Source organism: Pseudomonas sp. NFACC42-2 (assembly GCF_900116055.1).
In the GTDB taxonomy this organism is placed as follows: Bacteria; Pseudomonadota; Gammaproteobacteria; order Pseudomonadales; family Pseudomonadaceae; genus Aquipseudomonas; species Aquipseudomonas marginalis.
In genome coordinates this window covers 46,177-61,202 of the sequence record NZ_FOZO01000021.1, presented here as the reverse complement: position 1 = coordinate 61,202, position 15,026 = coordinate 46,177, and the positions used below count along the sequence as shown (strand labels likewise).

Here is a 15,026-nt window from a genome sequence, read left to right as displayed (position 1 = left end):
TTCATTCGTTTTCGCAAATCCCCGCCGACAAAGCAGCCAGGGCGACTCTTGAGTCTCAACACGGCATGCGCAGCTTTGGAGCATGGGTCTTTGCGGATGCACTTAGAGGCAGACCCATGACCCAGGAAACCGGCGGCTTCGCCGCTTTTAATCTTAACCCGAACATTCTCGCTGCCGTCATCGCGACCGGCTACGAAGAACCTTCGGCGATTCAGCAGCAATCGATCCCGATCATCATGGCCGGCCAGGACATGATTGGCCAGGCGCAAACCGGTACCGGTAAAACCGCCGCGTTCGCCCTGCCTATCCTGCACTGCATCGATCCTGCCAAGCGCGAGCCGCAAGCCCTGATCCTGGCGCCAACGCGTGAGTTGGCGCTGCAAGTAGCAACCGCTTTTGAAACCTACGCCAAGCAAATGCCAGGCGTTACCGTTGTTGCCGTCTACGGCGGCGCGCCGATGGGCCCGCAACTGAAAGCCATCCGTAATGGCGCTCAGATCGTCGTGGCCACCCCGGGCCGTCTGTGCGACCACCTGCGTCGCGACGAGAAAGTCCTGTCGACCGTGAACCACCTGGTTCTGGACGAAGCCGACGAAATGTTGAAGCTGGGCTTCATGGATGACCTGGAAGTCATCTTCAAGGCACTGCCTCCGACCCGTCAGACCGTCCTGTTCTCGGCTACCCTGCCACAGTCGATCCGTGCCATTGCCGAACGCCACCTGCGCGATCCGCAACACGTGAAGATCCAGACCAAGACTCAGACCGTTACCGCGATCGAACAGGCTCACCTGTTGGTTCACGCTGACCAGAAGACCTCGGCTGTATTGAGCCTGCTGGAAGTCGAAGACTTCGACGCCCTGATCATGTTCGTGCGTACCAAGCAAGCGACCCTGGACCTGGCCAGTGCCCTGGAAGCCAAAGGCTACAAAGCCGCTGCGCTGAACGGTGACATTGCCCAGAACCAACGTGAGCGCGTGATCGACTCCCTCAAGGATGGCCGCTTGGACATCGTTGTGGCGACCGACGTAGCGGCTCGTGGTCTCGACGTTCCGCGTATCACCCACGTGTTCAACGTTGACATGCCTTACGATCCGGAATCCTACGTTCACCGTATCGGCCGTACCGGCCGTGCCGGTCGCGAAGGTCGTGCACTGCTGCTGGTGACGCCACGTGAGCGCCGCATGCTGCAAGTGATCGAGCGTGTAACCGGTCAGAAAGTTGCCGAAGTCCGCCTGCCGGATGCCCAGGCCGTTCTCGATGCCCGCATCAAGAAACTGACCAACAGCCTGTCGCCGCTGGTGGCTGACGCTGAATCGACCCACGGCGACCTGCTGGACCGCCTGACCGCCGATATCGGTTGCACCCCGCGTGCCCTGGCTGCAGCCCTGCTGCGCAAGGCTACCAATGGTCAGGCCCTGACCCTGGCAGCCATCGAGAAAGAGCGCCCACTGGTGCCGAACAACGCGCCACGCGGTGATCGTCCAGAGCGTACCGGCGACCGTCCGGACCGTGGTGATCGTGAGCGTCGCGCTCCGGTTCCATTGGCTGAAGGCCGTGCCCGTTGCCGTACCGCGCTGGGCGCACGTGATGGTATCGCTGCCAAGAACCTGCTGGGCGCTATCCTCAATGAGGGTGGCCTGGCACGTGAAGCCATCGGTCGCATCCAGGTCCGTGACAGCTTCTCCCTGGTGGAGCTGCCGGAAGACGGTCTGGAAAAACTGCTGACCAAGCTGAAAGACACCCGCGTTGCCGGCAAGCAATTGAAGCTGCGTCGCTACCGCGAAGATTGATCCGCCCTTGGGCTGATTGATCGCACATAAAAAATCCCCGACTGGTTCGGGGATTTTTTTTGTCCGCTGTTAACCGAAGCGGTAGATGTCCATACCCAGCGCGCCCATGGTGAACCCCTGGTGTGCAACGCTGAAGTCACCCCCGGCGCCGCGCGCAAAGTACAGCGGCAACAAATGTTCATCGCTGGGATGGCTGCGCACGGCGTGGGGCGCCTGGCGACGGTAATCATGCAAGGCCGCCTCGTCGTTGGTGGCGAGTGTCTCCACCACCCAGTCACGGAAGTCGCGTGCCCAAGGCTCGATACTCTCAGGTCCGGCCTGCCAGTTCAGCTCCCCCAGGTTATGGGTGATGCTGCCGGAGCCGATCAACAGCACGCCCCGTTCGCGCAAGCTGGCCAAGGCATGCCCGACGCGGGTTTGCAGGGTAGGGCCCATGTGACTGGGCAAGGAGACTTGCACCACTGGGATATCCGCTGCCGGGTACATCAGCGAGAGCGGCACCCAGGTGCCATGGTCAAAAGGGCGGCGCTCATCGATTCGCGCATTCAAGCCGTCGGCATGAAGCAGTTCGACAATTTCGCCGGCCAATTGCGGGTCGCCCGGTGCCGGGTACTGCACGGCGAACAGCTCCCGGGGGAAACCGCCGAAGTCGTGCCAGGTCTCGGGCGCAGCACTGCCGCTGACCAGCAGTTCCTGACTTTCCCAATGTGCCGACACCACCACAATTGCCTTCGGCCGCGGCAGTTCAGCGGCCAGGCGCTGCAGGGCGGGGCCGCTGGCGCCGGGTTGCAGGGCAAGCATGGGCGATCCGTGGGAGATAAACAGGCTGGGCAACATAAGGAAGGTCCTGAGGTTTAACATGGGCCCATCTTCAATCAGATCATTGATCTAAATCTAATATAAGTTTTAGCGCTTTTTGATCGAATTTTCGGAGGTGATTCCATGGAGCCCAAATTTTGGCAGGAGCGCTGGGCGCGCAATCAGATTGGCTTTCACCTGCCCGAGGTCAATCCTTACCTGCTGCGGTATTGGCCTGCGCTGGGCCTTGCCCAGGGCGCCAAGGTGCTGGTGCCGCTGTGTGGTAAAAGCCTGGACCTGATGTGGCTGGCCAGCAACGGCTATCACGTATTCGGCGTTGAACTGTCGGAGCAGGCGGTAGAAGCCTTTTTCAGCGAGCAGAGCCTGACGCCGCGCATCACTCGGCACGGCGTGTTCAAGGTGTACCAGGCTGATTTGATCGAAATATGGTGCGGCGATTTCTTTGCCTTGGACGCCGGGGCACTGGCTGACTGCACTGCGCTTTACGACCGTGCCGCACTGATCGCCCTGCCGCCGCTGATGCGCGCGCAGTACGCCGAGCAGTTGAACAGCCTGTTGCGGCCAGGCTGCCAGGGGCTGCTGATCACCCTGGACTACGACCAGACGCAAAAAGCCGGCCCGCCCTTTGCGGTGCCGGATGATGAGGTGAAGGTGCTGCTGGGTTTGCAGTGGAGCCTGGAGGTGCTCGAAGCCCAGGATATCCTGGGTGAGAGCTGGAAGTTCGTGCAGGACGGTGTCACGTGCCTTGAAGAGCGGGTTTATCGGCTCACCAAGGGGTAAAACCCGCGCACAAAAAAGGGGCGATCCAATCGCCCCTTTTGCATTACCGGGTATCAGCCCCGACGACGCAGCGCGTCGATACGCTCTTCCAGCGGCGGGTGGCTCATGAACATGCGAGCCAGGCCCTGCTTGACGCCGCCGTTGATGCCAAAGGCGGTCAGGCTGTCGGGCATATGCACCGGCAGGCCCTGTTCGGAGCGCAGGCGCTGCAGCGCACTGATCATTGCACTGGTGCCAGCCAGGCGCGCGCCGGCTTCGTCTGCACGGAACTCTCGTTTGCGCGAGAACCACATCACAATCGCGCTGGCCAGGAAGCCCAGTACCACTTCGGCAAAGATGGTCGCTACGAAGTAGGCGATCCCGCGGCCGCCTTCGTTCTTGAAGATCACCTTGTCGACAAAGTTGCCGATGATCCGCGCAAAGAACATCACGAAGGTGTTCACCACGCCCTGCACCAGCGCAAGGGTAATCATGTCGCCGTTGGCTACGTGGCCGATCTCGTGCGCGAGGACCGCCTTCACCTCATCGGGAGAGAATCGCTCGAGCAGCCCCTGGCTGACCGCCACGAGGGCGTCGTTCTTGTTCCAGCCCGTCGCAAAGGCGTTGGCCTCGTAAGCAGGGAAAATCCCGACCTCGGGCATTTTTATACCTGCTTCCTGAGACAACTGCTCCACGGTCTGCATCAGCCATTGTTCATGGCGGGTGCGTGGTTGAGTGATGACCTGGGTGCTGGTGCTCATCTTCGCCATCCACTTGGAGATGAACAGCGAGAACAGCGAACCGGCAAAACCAAAGACCGCACAGAAAATCAGCAGCTGATTGAGGTTCAGATCAACCCCGTTGGCCGCCATGAACCCGTTGAAGCCAAAAAGGCTCAGGGTGATGCTGGCAATCAGCACGACCGCCAGGTTGGTGGCCAAGAACAGCAGGATGCGCATCATGGTTGTAGAGTTCTCCTCATGCTTAATATGTCGCGTACTGCGGGGTATATAAGGTGCGGCTTGGGGTGATTCAACCGAGCGACTATTTCAAACTGTGTCCTACAGCCTGAATGTAGAGCCTTGAAGGGATTTTCCGATGATGAATTCTATCCGTGAAAAGCCACTTTTTGCGTTGCGGCCCCGTAACTACAAGGGCTTGTGGATGTAGAAACGCAAATGCAGTACGGGGAAAGTGCATAGCCAGAGAAGTGTTGCCAGATAATCGCTGTACGACCGAATGCCGGTCGTACAGCGCCATGCCGGTTACTGGCGATAGGACTTGAGGAAGTTGCCGATACGGCCAATGGCCATGTCCAGGTCATCCACGCGGGGCAGTGTCACCACTCGGAAGTGATCCGGCCACGGCCAGTTGAACGCCGTGCCCTGGACCACCAGCAGCTTTTCCGAGAGCAGCAGGTCGAGCACGAATTTCTCGTCGTTGAGGATCGGGCAGACCTTCGGGTCGATCCTCGGGAAGGCGTACAGCGCGCCCATGGGCTTGACGCAGCTCACGCCCGGGATTGCATTGAGCAGCTCCCAGGTACGGTTGCGCTGTTCCAGCAGGCGGCCCTGGGGCAGGATCAGGTCATTGATGCTCTGGTAGCCGCCGAGGGCGGTCTGGATTGCGTGCTGGCTCGGCACGTTGGCGCACAGGCGCATGTTGGCCAGCATGTCGATGCCTTCGATGTAGCTCTGGGCATTGTGCTTGGGCCCGGAAATCGCGATCCAGCCGGAGCGGAAGCCCGCCACGCGGTAGGACTTGGACAGGCCGTTGAAGGTCAGGCACAGCAGGTCCGGCGCCAGGGAACCGGTGCAGATATGCACCGCATCGTCGTAGAGGATCTTGTCGTAGATCTCGTCGGAGAACACCACCAGGTTGTGCTGGCGTGCCAGCTCGAGCATGCCCAGCAGCACTTCCCTGGAATACACGGCGCCGGTGGGGTTGTTCGGGTTGATGATCACCAGGGCCTTGGTGTTCGGCGTGATCTTGGCCTTGATGTCGGCCAGGTCCGGGAACCAGTCGGCGCCCTCGTCGCACAGGTAGTGCACCGGGTGGCCGCCGGCCAGGGTCACGGCAGCGGTCCACAGTGGGTAGTCCGGTGCCGGCACCAGCACTTCGTCGCCGTTGTTGAGCAGGGCCTGCATGGACATCACGATCAGCTCGGACACGCCATTGCCCAGGTAGATGTCTTCGATGCCGACGCCTTCGACCTGCTTCTGCTGGTAGTACTGCATCACGGCCTTGCGCGCGCTGAACAGGCCCTTGGAGTCGCTGTAGCCCTGGGCGGTGGGCAGGTTGCGGATCACATCCTGGAGGATTTCATCCGGCGCTTCGAAACCAAAGGGCGCCGGGTTGCCGATGTTCAGCTTGAGGATGCGATGGCCTTCCTCTTCCAGGCGCTTGGCGTGCTTGAGCACCGGGCCGCGAATGTCGTAGCAGACGTTGGCGAGCTTGTTCGATTTGCTGACCTGCATGGCGATGTGATCCTGAAAATGAACGATCCAGACGGTGTGGGCACTACCGTACTGTGAATGCTGCAAGGCCCGCACCCATAAATACGTTTGAATGCCGGTAGCGCGGGTGCCAGACTGGCGTTTTGAAGAGGCGCAATCATACGTGCCGCCTGATCCATGGAAAAGATACAGATCAGGCTTTTTCAGTTGCCGAGGTGTACCGATGGAAAAGTTGCAGAAAACCGTTGAAGAATGGAAGGCAATGCTCGATCCGGAGCAGTACAACGTGTGCCGTCTCAAGGGCACCGAGCGCCCTTTCAGCGGCAAGTACAATGAGACCCGGACCGATGGGGTGTATCACTGCATCTGCTGCAATGCGCCACTGTTCGATTCGACCACCAAGTTTGACTCCGGCTGCGGCTGGCCGAGTTTCTACGCGCCGATCGCCGACAGCGCAATGATCGAGATCCGTGACGTCAGCCACGGCATGATCCGCACCGAAGTCACCTGCGCCAAATGCGATGCGCATCTGGGCCATGTGTTCCCGGACGGTCCGCCGCCGACGGGGCTGCGGTATTGCATCAACTCGGTGTGCCTGGAGCTTGTTCCTCGTTAGATTGAACGGCGACGGGCCCCTCCAGGAGCGAGCAAGTTCGCTCCTGGAAAATGTTGATGAGGTGCCATCAGTGCGGTCAATTAAATTGCACACAATTGAATTGCCTACTATGTTTCATCCTCTTTCTTCCTTATCGAGGCACTGCCATGAGCAACAACCTGCTGAGCATCCCTTGCACCACCATCAAGGGTGAGCAAAAGACCTTGGCCGATTTCGCCGGCAAGGCCGTCCTCGTGGTCAACACCGCCAGCAAATGCGGCTTCACCCCGCAGTACAAGGGCCTGGAGCAACTCTGGCAGCAGTACAAGGACCAGGGCCTGGTGGTATTGGGCTTTCCTTGCAACCAGTTCGGCAAGCAGGAGCCCGGTGACGAAGGGGCGATTTCCGAATTCTGCGAGCTGAACTTCGGTGTCAGCTTCCCGTTGTTCAAGAAGATCGACGTCAATGGCAGCGATGCCCATCCACTGTTCGTGCAACTGAAAAAACAGGCGCCGGGCCTGCTGGGGTCCAAGGGCATCAAGTGGAACTTCACCAAGTTCCTCATCGGCCGCGACGGCCAGGTGGTCAAGCGCTTCGGTCCTGCCACCAAGCCGCAGGACTTGACCCAAGAGATCGAAGCCTTGCTCAAATGACCGACCTGCCCAGCGTGTCCCTGGCCCTGGACAACCAGCTGTGTTTCAAGCTCTACGCTGCGTCACGCGCTGTCACCCGCGCTTATAAGCCGATGCTCGACCAGTTGGGTCTGACCTACCCGCAATACGTGGTAATGCTGGTGTTGTGGGAGTGGCACGCCACGCCTGCACTGCAGCCGACGGTCAAGGCCCTGGGGGAGCGCCTGATGCTCGACTCGGGCACGCTGACGCCGCTGCTCAAGCGCCTTGAACAGCTTGAGTTAGTGACGCGTCGGCGCAGTGCCAGGGATGAGCGTGAAGTGCACTTGAGCCTGACCGAGGCCGGTGTGCAACTGCGGGACCAGGCCCATGGCCTGAAGACCCGCCTGTTGTGTGATCGCGGCATCGACCTGAATCAGGCCGATGCCTTGCGCGACGGTCTCGAACAGTTGCTTGCGCAGCTTAAAGACTTGTCGTCCCAGGCACCCACAAGTCCAGCAGGGCATTGAGTTCTTCGCGGCGGAATGGCTTGGCCAGGTAATCATTCATCCCCGCCGCACGGCAGCGCTCGCGCTCTTCGGACAGGGCATTGGCGGTCAACGCGACAATCGGCAGGTCCGGCCAGCGTCCGCTGCGCCGAATCTGCCGGCTGGCCTCATAGCCATCCATCACCGGCATGTTGCAGTCCATCAGCACCATATCGAAGCGCTGTTCTTCAAGAAACTTGAGCGCTTCGCCACCGTGGGCGGCCACGATCACTTCGCAGCCCAGTTTGCTGAGCATGCCCTTGGCCACCAGTTGGTTGACCGGGTTGTCCTCCACCAGCAGGATGCGCGCCCGATGTGCGAGCGGTGCGGCATCCACTTGGACGGGGTCAAGCACCAGGTGCGCGTCGGTGCGCAAGTTGCGTTGCAGGATCTGGTACAGCGCGTTGCGGCTCAAGGGGCGTGCCTGTTGGTGCAACGGCGCCAGTGCCGCCACTTCTTCGCTGGGCATGAAGTTGCCATAGGCGGTCACCAGCAGGATGGGCGCGGTAATGCCCGGCCGTATGCGGAACAGGCATTCCGGGCAGTCGGTAATCAGCAGATCGGGGGTTTGCCCGCTCAAATCGTCATCCATGGTGAAACAACGCAGGGACAGTCCCCAGCAGGGCAGCAGGGTCGTGAGCAACTCTGTCAGGCCGCTGCCGGCGTTGGTGATGGCGATGACCTCACCTTTGAGAGGCGCTGGCTGCACTGCGGGCAAATGGGCGGGCAGTGGCAGGTCTGCGCAGAACTGGCTGCCAAAGCCCACTTCCGAGCTGATACTCAAGCGCCCCTTCATCGCTTCGCACAGGTTGTGCGTCAGTGCCAGGCCCAGGCCCGTCCCGCCATACTGGCGAGTGATGCCGGCGCCGGCCTGGGTGAACGGTTGGAAGATTTTCACCTGCGCTTCCTGCGCAATACCGATGCCGGTATCGCAGACTTCAATGCGCACCCCGCCCTCGTGGGTACGCAGGCGCACATCAACCCGACCAAAGCGGGTGAACTTCAAGGCGTTGGAGAGCAAGTTACTGACAATCTGCCGCACACGGGTCGGGTCACCGAGCACCTGGGCCGGGAACTGCGGGTCGATCAGGCAGCTCAGCTCCACGCTCGGTGCGGCGTTCTGCGATAACAGGTTGGCGGTGTCTTCCACCAGTGCGCCCAGGTCGAAGGGGATGCGCTCCAGCTCCAACTGGCCGGCGTCGAACTTGGACAGGTCGAGAATATCGTTGAGCAGTTCCACCAGCACTTTGCCGGAGTCATGGGCGATAGACAGTTGCTGGCGTTGTTCGGCGTTCAACGGGCTGTCCAGCGACAGTGCGATCATGCCCAGCAGGCCGTTGAGCGGGGTGCGGATTTCGTGGCTCATGTTCGCCAGGAAGGCCGCCCGGGCCTGGGCCATGCCCAATGCATGCATCTTGGCGGCTTCCAGCTCATCGTTGGACTGGGTCAGCCGCTGGTTGCTGGCCTTGAGTTCAAGGGTGCGCGCAGACACGATATCTTCCAGTTGCCCCAGGTATTCCGTCAGTCGGTCCTCGGCGTGGCGGCGCTGCTGGATTTCGGTTTCCATGTTTTCGAATTGCTGGTTGGCGACGTCCACCAGCACCCCGATTTCATCGTGCTCATGTCCCGGCGGGCAGTCCAGGTGTGCCTGCTTGCGGGTGCTCAGCTCACGAATAATGCGCACCAGCGGTTGGGTCAGCATGACGTAGAACAGGCCCAGCAGAATCCCGGTCAGCAACAGGCTGCGTGCGAACCCGTTGAGCAGGGTGATCTCGGCGCGGCGCAGGAACCGGCTGCCAAAGGCGTAGGTGTCGACGTCCAGGCGCAGTACGCCAAGTGACTCGTTGGGCATGTGGCTCAGGAACAGTTGGTCTTCGAACTGGCGGTTGGCGCCAAACATGAAGTCACTGATAGGCCGGTAGGTGCTTTCCTTGCGTGGCCGGTCGACATCGGCCAGCACCACGCCATTGTTGTCGATCAACTGCGCGCGAATGATGGCGGGGGAGTGCAGCAGGCCCAGGGTCAGTTCCTGGGCCAGTTCGGCATCGATGTTGTAGGCGATACGTGACGCGGGGTTATGGCTGATTTCGATCAGCGAACGTATTTCGCGGTTGATGGATGCGTCTTCGCTGGCATAATCAATGCCGATTTGGATCAGGCTGAGCAAGGTTCCCAAGACGAAACCGACCAGCACCGTCAATCTGGCTTGTTTATAAGACAAGCGGTGGGCGAACTTGATATCCATTGAGTGTTGAACCACTTCACGTTTCCCTTCGCCCGGCAAGCATAGCTGAACATCCATACGCCCAGGCCTGCCCGGCATGAATCGTTTTTTACGCAGCCCCAAGCGGTCTGTCGCAGGGTTGCCAATACGCCATCTTTTGCAAGAACTTGCCAGAGGAATAATCGTGGATTCTCGATTGAGTGCCTTTCTGGAGCGAGCCGATGCCGTGCTCGCCCGCCTGGAACCCTTGTTGCCCGCGCCGCGCCAAACCATCGACTGGAACCAGTGCCTGGCGGCCCGCTGGCAGCGTGAGGGCCGCAGTGGCTTCCTATTGCCGCTGGACGTGAGCCTGGACATGCGCTTGTCCGACCTGATCGGCGTGGACAAGCAACGTGAAACCCTGGCGCGCAACACCCAGCAGTTCCTGGATGGCCTGCCTGCCAACCATGCGTTGCTGTGGGGGTCGCGGGGCACCGGTAAATCGTCCATGGTGCGCGCTTTGCTCGCTCAACACGCCAAGGCCGGTCTGCGCCTGATCGAAATCGAGCGTGACCACTTGGCCGACCTGCCGCGTGTGGTTGAGCAACTGCTCAAGTTGCCGCAACGTTTCATCCTGTTCTGCGACGACTTGTCGTTCGAAGCCGGCGAAGGCGACTATCGGGTACTCAAGAGCGTGCTGGATGGCTCCCTGGAACAGGCCCCTGAAAACGTGCTGCTGTATGCCACGTCCAACCGCCGCCACCTGGTGCCGGAAAACCAGAGCGACAACGATAACTGGAAGCGCGTGGACGGTGAGTTGCACCCGAGCGAGGCGGTGGAAGACAAGATTGCCTTGTCCGACCGCTTTGGCTTGTGGCTGTCGTTCTACCCGTTCACCCAGGAACATTTCCTGGACGTGGTCGAGCACTGGATCGGCGAGCTGGCGAACAAGGCGGGTTTGCAGTGGCAGCGTGATGAGGACCTCGACATTCTAGCCGTGCGCTGGGCCACCGGGCGCGGCAACCGCAACGGTCGTTGCGCGTATCAATTCGCCCGTTACTGGGTGGGTCTTAAATTGCTGGAGCGTCAACCATGATCGATTTACAACAAGCCGGCGCCGGCCTCGGTGGCTATGCCCTGCTGAGTGCCCAGCTGGAGTCGCTGCTGGCCGATGAGCGTGATTTCATCGCCAACAGCGCCCAGTTTTCGGCTTTCCTGTTCAGCCAGCTGGATGACCTGAACTGGGCGGGCTTTTACCTCAACCGCAATGAAGAGCTGGTGCTTGGCCCGTTCCAGGGGCAGATCGCCTGTGTGCGTATTCCGTTCGGCCGTGGGGTGTGCGGCGCGGCCGCAGCCTCGCGGCAAACCCAGCGAGTAGACGATGTGCACGCGTTCCCCGGGCATATCGCCTGTGACAGCGCGTCCAACAGCGAACTGGTGGTGCCACTGGTCAAGGACGGCACATTGATTGGTGTCCTTGACCTCGATAGCCCGTCGTTGGCCCGCTTTACCCCCCAGGATCAGGCCGGTATCGAACAGCTGGCGGCGATTTTCCTGCGTTTGACCGACTGCTGATCGAAATAGGGGGCGCAGCCCCGCCCCTTATCGGCCATCCAGTTCGTCAAGCCGCACTTGCAGCATCCTCTCCAACTCCAGCATCAGCTTCTCCAGGGACTTTACACCTGCTTCGATCAGGGGCCGATCATCGCCCCGGGCACAGGCCTGTTCGACGGCTTCGCATTGCGAGGCCAGCGCAGAGGCTTGAACGATGCGCGCGGCCCCCTTGATCTTGTGAGCCTGTTCGATGATCTCTTCGGGCAAGGCCTGCGCAGCGATCAGTGCAACCAACTCCTGGCGATCCTGGCGACTGCTGCTCAGCAACTCCTCCAGCAAGAGGCGGCTCATGTGCGGATCGCCACCGGTGAGGGCCTCGAAGTTGCCGATGTCCAGGGTCATGCCGCTGGGTTGAGGACTGATCTTCGCCAGTTGCAGCTCCAGCGCCGTAAGGTTGATGGGTTTGAACAGGCAGTCATTCATGCCCGCCTGCGCACAGCGTTGTTTCTCTTCGGGCTGGGCATTGGCGGTAAAACCCAGTACCACGCAAGGCGTCAGTTGTTCGCGCTCCTCGTATTCGCGGATCGAACGACTCAGTTCGTAGCCGTTCATGATCGGCATGTTGCAATCGGCGATCACCAGGTCAAAGTGCTCCTGGCGCCAGGCCTGGAAGCCGGAGGCGCCGTTCTGGGCGGCGGTGTACTGATGGCCCAGGTAGCCGAGCTGCTGGCACATCAACAGGCGATTCGCCGGATGATCGTCCACCACCAGCACATTGAGCACCGGCACGTTCGAGGTCTCGGCGGGCTTGAGTTCTTCGGCCACCTGCAGCGCCTGCAGGCGATTCATCTTCAGGCTCACATGCACCTGGGTGCCCACCATGGGCACGCTGCTCAGACTCAGTTGCCCGCCCATCATCGCGCACAGGCTGCGACAGATCACCAGCCCGAGACCCGCACCGCTCCTGGCCAGCTGTCCTGAGTTGTCCGCCTGGGCAAAGGGTTCGAACAGGCGCATCTGGTCGTCCCGGCTGATACCGATGCCGGTGTCTTCCACCACCAGTTTCATCTCGACCTGCTGCGGCAGTTCGGTGGCCGATACTTCCACCTTGATCTTTACCTGGCCACGTTCGGTGAACTTGATGGCGTTGCTGATCAGGTTGGACAGCACCTGCTTGAAGCGCAGCGGGTCGATCAGCACTTCGGTGTGTTCCAGATCAGGCGTGAACTCCAGCAACAGGCTAAGGGTCTTCTGGCGCGCCAGGCCGTCGAAGACACGCACCACCGACTCGATCACCTCCCTCAGGTTGACGCGTTCCGGTGCCAGGCTGAGGCGCCCGGATTCAATCCGCGCGATGTCCAGGATGTCGCCGATAAGCTCCAGCAGATCCTTGGCCGAGTTGTAGGCGACTTCGATGGCCGGGCGGTCGAGGTGGCCCTGGTCCGCCCGCTTGAGGGTCAGCTCGAGCATGCCGATCACCGCGTTCATCGGCGTGCGGATTTCGTGGCTCATGGTGGCGAGGAACGTGCTCTTGGCCCGATTGGCTTCGTCGGCTCGTTCCTTGGCGGTGCGGAGTTCGTCGAACAACTGGCGTCGTTCACTGATATCGATCCAGCCACCGATGATGCCCTGGACTTCACCGACGGAGTCGCGGTACGGCAGGATCCAGTGGTAGATCGTCAGTTTTTTTCCGCGAATATGCAGGGTACGGTCCAGGATCAGCGGGTTGCCCTCGGCCACCACGCGCTGATAGTCGGCATGGTATTGCGCCGCCTCGACTGCGAGGGCTGTGCTGATCTGGACCGCGCTTTTACCTATCACATCCTCGCGCTTGACGTCGAACGCCTGCAGGTAACTGTCGTTGCAGGTCTGCAGCAGCCCCTTGTTGTCACGCACGTAGATCGGGTGCGGGGTTTCATTGACCAGGGCGCGCATGAACTCGAACTGATCATTGAGGGCGCGCTCGGCCATTTTCCGGTGCTTGATCTGGCGGCGCATGTACGCGTTCCAGCTCAGGGAAATCAGCAGCAGCAGGCCGGTCCCGATGACGATGCGCGCAATCAGTTGGTGATAGTCGCGCCAGTAACTGTCCGAGGCGGCGGTATAACCGCGCCAACGACTGTTGATCACGCCCAGTTCGTCCGGGGCGATGCTGAGCAACGCCTTGTCGAGAATCGAGCTGAGTTCGGTGGCGCTGCGGGATGTCGCCAGCCCGAAGGTGGCCGGCATCGTGCCAATGCTGAAGCTGATTTGGATCTTGTCCTGGAGTATCTGCGAGGACAGGAAGTAATTGGCGACCACCAGGGTATTCACCGCGCCCTCTACATGGCCTTGTACCAGCAGTTCGGCTGACTTGAACGTGTCGCCGGTATCTACCAGCTGAATCTTTGGGAAGTGCTCACGCAGGAATTTTTTCAGCGGACTGCCCTGCGTGATCGCCAGACGCTTGCCCTCCATTTCCTCCAGGCCCGTAGGGGCCTGGCCGTCCTTGCGTGTCAGCATCACGTAGGAGTTTTCCAGGTAGGGACGACTGAAGTTCAGTTGGGCTTCTCGCTCGACGCTGGGGATGATTGCGCCGACGATGTCCGCTTTGCCGCTCTCTACATGCTCGATCATGGTGTTCACATCACGCCCGCGCTGGATCTCGAAGCGCAGCCCGGTGCGTAGGCGAATCAGTTCCAGCAGGTCGGCGGTAATGCCGCGAAAATTGCCATCGGCGTCGAAGAAGGTCAGCGGCGCGAAAGTGGGGTTCACGATCACTTTGACGACCGGGTTTTCCCTCAGCCAACGTTCTTCGCGAAGGGTCAGTTGCAGCTTTTGGTCGGTCAGGAGGATGTCGCTGCCGGCACTCCAGCGTTTGGCAATCGTTTCCCGTTCGGCAACGGGCACGGCCCTCAGGACGGCGTCGACGATGCTCAACAGCGTCTGCTGTTCCTGGGGCATGGCAAAGCTGAATCCATAGGCTTCATGTTTGCCGAAGTTCGCCATGCGAATGTTTTTCAGGTAACCCTTGTTGATCATGTAGTGGGTGGAAATGGTATCGCCGAGAAAGACGTCTGCCTGGTCGAAGGCCACTGCATTCAAGGCGTTTTGATAAGAAGGGTAGGCACGGATGATTGCCTTGGGGTACAGCCTTTCCACTTCGTGCAGTGGCAGATAGTGATAGACCAGTGCCAGGCGCATTCCGGCCAGCCCATCAGCCAGGCTGCGGGTTTCGCCTTCGCGGGTCACCAGCACTGGCCGGTCCACGGCGTACGGCTCCGACAGGGACAGGTTGGGATTTGCCGCTTCAAAGCTGTTGGAGGAACCCAGTAAATCGATTTCACCCGCTTCGAGGGCATGAATGGCGGCCTCTCGAGAGGTGTAGCGCAACACTTTTACCGGCACGTCCAGCGCCATTGCCAGCAAGCCGGCGTAGTCGGCGGTGAGACCCTCATAGTCACGCCCGCTGGAGGTGAGGTCAAAAGGCGGGTAGTCAGGAAACGCCGCGCCCAGTACCAGTTCGCGTTTGTTCTGGAGCCATTGGCGCTGGGCCTTGTTCAGGTAGGGTTCCAGCTGCACGGAGCTCGCACGACTCAAAAGGTTGAAATGCTCCGGGCTCGCTGGAGGGGTGGCTGGCACGGCGGTGCTGAAGCACAAACCGGCACTCAATATAATCAAATAGTCCTTTATACGCCTGGGCATCCGGTTT

12 protein-coding genes are annotated in these 15,026 nt (G+C 60.5%); 7 read left to right on the top strand and 5 right to left on the bottom strand.

Translation table 11 applies throughout. The features are described 5' to 3' along the window. The first annotated feature begins 116 nt into the window (after positions 1-116). A complete protein-coding gene (locus BM416_RS25610) occupies positions 117-1,790 on the top strand; it encodes a DEAD/DEAH box helicase (protein WP_027606997.1) in 1,674 nt (557 codons plus the stop codon). Between the two features lie 69 nt (positions 1,791-1,859). On the opposite strand, the gene BM416_RS25605 is transcribed toward BM416_RS25610, so the two are convergent. Continuing rightward, positions 1,860-2,627: a DODA-type extradiol aromatic ring-opening family dioxygenase gene (locus BM416_RS25605; RefSeq protein ID WP_092489881.1), complete on the bottom strand. Its 768-nt coding sequence runs from the start codon at positions 2,625-2,627 to the stop codon at positions 1,860-1,862. Positions 2,628-2,732: 105 nt separating this feature from the next. On the opposite strand from BM416_RS25605, the gene BM416_RS25600 reads away from it, so the two are divergent. Then, positions 2,733-3,389, top strand: coding sequence for a thiopurine S-methyltransferase (locus BM416_RS25600; protein ID WP_092489880.1), 657 nt, complete (start codon positions 2,733-2,735; stop codon positions 3,387-3,389). A gap of 53 nt (positions 3,390-3,442) precedes the next feature. Here BM416_RS25600 and htpX read toward each other — a convergent pair whose 3' ends face one another. Together htpX and BM416_RS25590 are read right to left on the bottom strand one after the other, a co-directional pair. Further along, positions 3,443-4,330 carry a protease HtpX gene (htpX, locus tag BM416_RS25595; protein WP_065939969.1) on the bottom strand — a complete coding sequence of 296 codons (888 nt, stop codon included), beginning with the start codon at positions 4,328-4,330 and terminating at the stop codon, positions 3,443-3,445. Positions 4,331-4,633: 303 nt separating this feature from the next. Next, a complete protein-coding gene (locus BM416_RS25590) occupies positions 4,634-5,845 on the bottom strand; it encodes a pyridoxal phosphate-dependent aminotransferase (protein ID WP_065924445.1) in 1,212 nt (403 codons plus the stop codon). 202 nt (positions 5,846-6,047) lie between these two features. Here BM416_RS25590 and msrB point away from each other — a divergent pair, with 202 nt between their 5' ends. From msrB to BM416_RS25575, 3 genes are all read left to right on the top strand, one after another. Further along, complete coding sequence (gene msrB / locus BM416_RS25585) at positions 6,048-6,440, top strand: peptide-methionine (R)-S-oxide reductase MsrB (RefSeq protein WP_065924446.1); 393 nt, start codon at positions 6,048-6,050, stop codon at positions 6,438-6,440. A gap of 146 nt (positions 6,441-6,586) precedes the next feature. After that, positions 6,587-7,072, top strand: a complete 486-nt coding sequence (locus BM416_RS25580) for a glutathione peroxidase (protein ID WP_027607003.1) — start codon at positions 6,587-6,589, stop codon at positions 7,070-7,072. After that, positions 7,069-7,560 carry a MarR family winged helix-turn-helix transcriptional regulator gene (locus BM416_RS25575; RefSeq protein WP_092489879.1) on the top strand — a complete coding sequence of 164 codons (492 nt, stop codon included), beginning with the start codon at positions 7,069-7,071 and terminating at the stop codon, positions 7,558-7,560. Before BM416_RS25580 ends, BM416_RS25575 begins: the two co-directional genes overlap by 4 nt. On the opposite strand, the gene BM416_RS25570 is transcribed toward BM416_RS25575, so the two are convergent. Next, complete coding sequence (locus BM416_RS25570) at positions 7,514-9,823, bottom strand: hybrid sensor histidine kinase/response regulator (protein ID WP_092489878.1); 2,310 nt, start codon at positions 9,821-9,823, stop codon at positions 7,514-7,516. The genes BM416_RS25575 and BM416_RS25570 overlap by 47 nt on opposite strands. A gap of 163 nt (positions 9,824-9,986) precedes the next feature. Here BM416_RS25570 and BM416_RS25565 point away from each other — a divergent pair, with 163 nt between their 5' ends. After that, positions 9,987-10,877 carry an ATP-binding protein gene (locus tag BM416_RS25565; RefSeq protein WP_027607006.1) on the top strand — a complete coding sequence of 297 codons (891 nt, stop codon included), beginning with the start codon at positions 9,987-9,989 and terminating at the stop codon, positions 10,875-10,877. After that, a complete protein-coding gene (locus tag BM416_RS25560) occupies positions 10,874-11,356 on the top strand; it encodes a GAF domain-containing protein (RefSeq protein WP_092489877.1) in 483 nt (160 codons plus the stop codon). The genes BM416_RS25565 and BM416_RS25560 overlap by 4 nt, the downstream gene beginning before the upstream one ends. A 27-nt stretch (positions 11,357-11,383) precedes the next feature. On the opposite strand, the gene BM416_RS25555 is transcribed toward BM416_RS25560, so the two are convergent. Beyond that, positions 11,384-15,019: a transporter substrate-binding domain-containing protein gene (locus BM416_RS25555; RefSeq protein ID WP_092489876.1), complete on the bottom strand. Its 3,636-nt coding sequence runs from the start codon at positions 15,017-15,019 to the stop codon at positions 11,384-11,386. Positions 15,020-15,026 lie beyond the last annotated feature (7 nt).

Excerpts from the sequence above, each read along its gene's own strand:
- BM416_RS25610 (WP_027606997.1), top strand. The coding sequence starts at position 117 with ATGACCCAGGAAACCGGCGGCTTCGCCGCTTTTAATCTTAACCCGAAC.
- BM416_RS25605 (WP_092489881.1), bottom strand. The coding sequence starts at position 2,627 with ATGTTGCCCAGCCTGTTTATCTCCCACGGATCGCCCATGCTTGCCCTG.
- BM416_RS25600 (WP_092489880.1), top strand. The coding sequence starts at position 2,733 with ATGGAGCCCAAATTTTGGCAGGAGCGCTGGGCGCGCAATCAGATTGGC.
- htpX (WP_065939969.1), bottom strand. The coding sequence starts at position 4,330 with ATGATGCGCATCCTGCTGTTCTTGGCCACCAACCTGGCGGTCGTGCTG.
- BM416_RS25590 (WP_065924445.1), bottom strand. The coding sequence starts at position 5,845 with ATGCAGGTCAGCAAATCGAACAAGCTCGCCAACGTCTGCTACGACATT.
- msrB (WP_065924446.1), top strand. The coding sequence starts at position 6,048 with ATGGAAAAGTTGCAGAAAACCGTTGAAGAATGGAAGGCAATGCTCGAT.
- BM416_RS25580 (WP_027607003.1), top strand. The coding sequence starts at position 6,587 with ATGAGCAACAACCTGCTGAGCATCCCTTGCACCACCATCAAGGGTGAG.
- BM416_RS25575 (WP_092489879.1), top strand. The coding sequence starts at position 7,069 with ATGACCGACCTGCCCAGCGTGTCCCTGGCCCTGGACAACCAGCTGTGT.
- BM416_RS25570 (WP_092489878.1), bottom strand. The coding sequence starts at position 9,823 with ATGGATATCAAGTTCGCCCACCGCTTGTCTTATAAACAAGCCAGATTG.
- BM416_RS25560 (WP_092489877.1), top strand. The coding sequence starts at position 10,874 with ATGATCGATTTACAACAAGCCGGCGCCGGCCTCGGTGGCTATGCCCTG.
- BM416_RS25555 (WP_092489876.1), bottom strand. The coding sequence starts at position 15,019 with ATGCCCAGGCGTATAAAGGACTATTTGATTATATTGAGTGCCGGTTTG.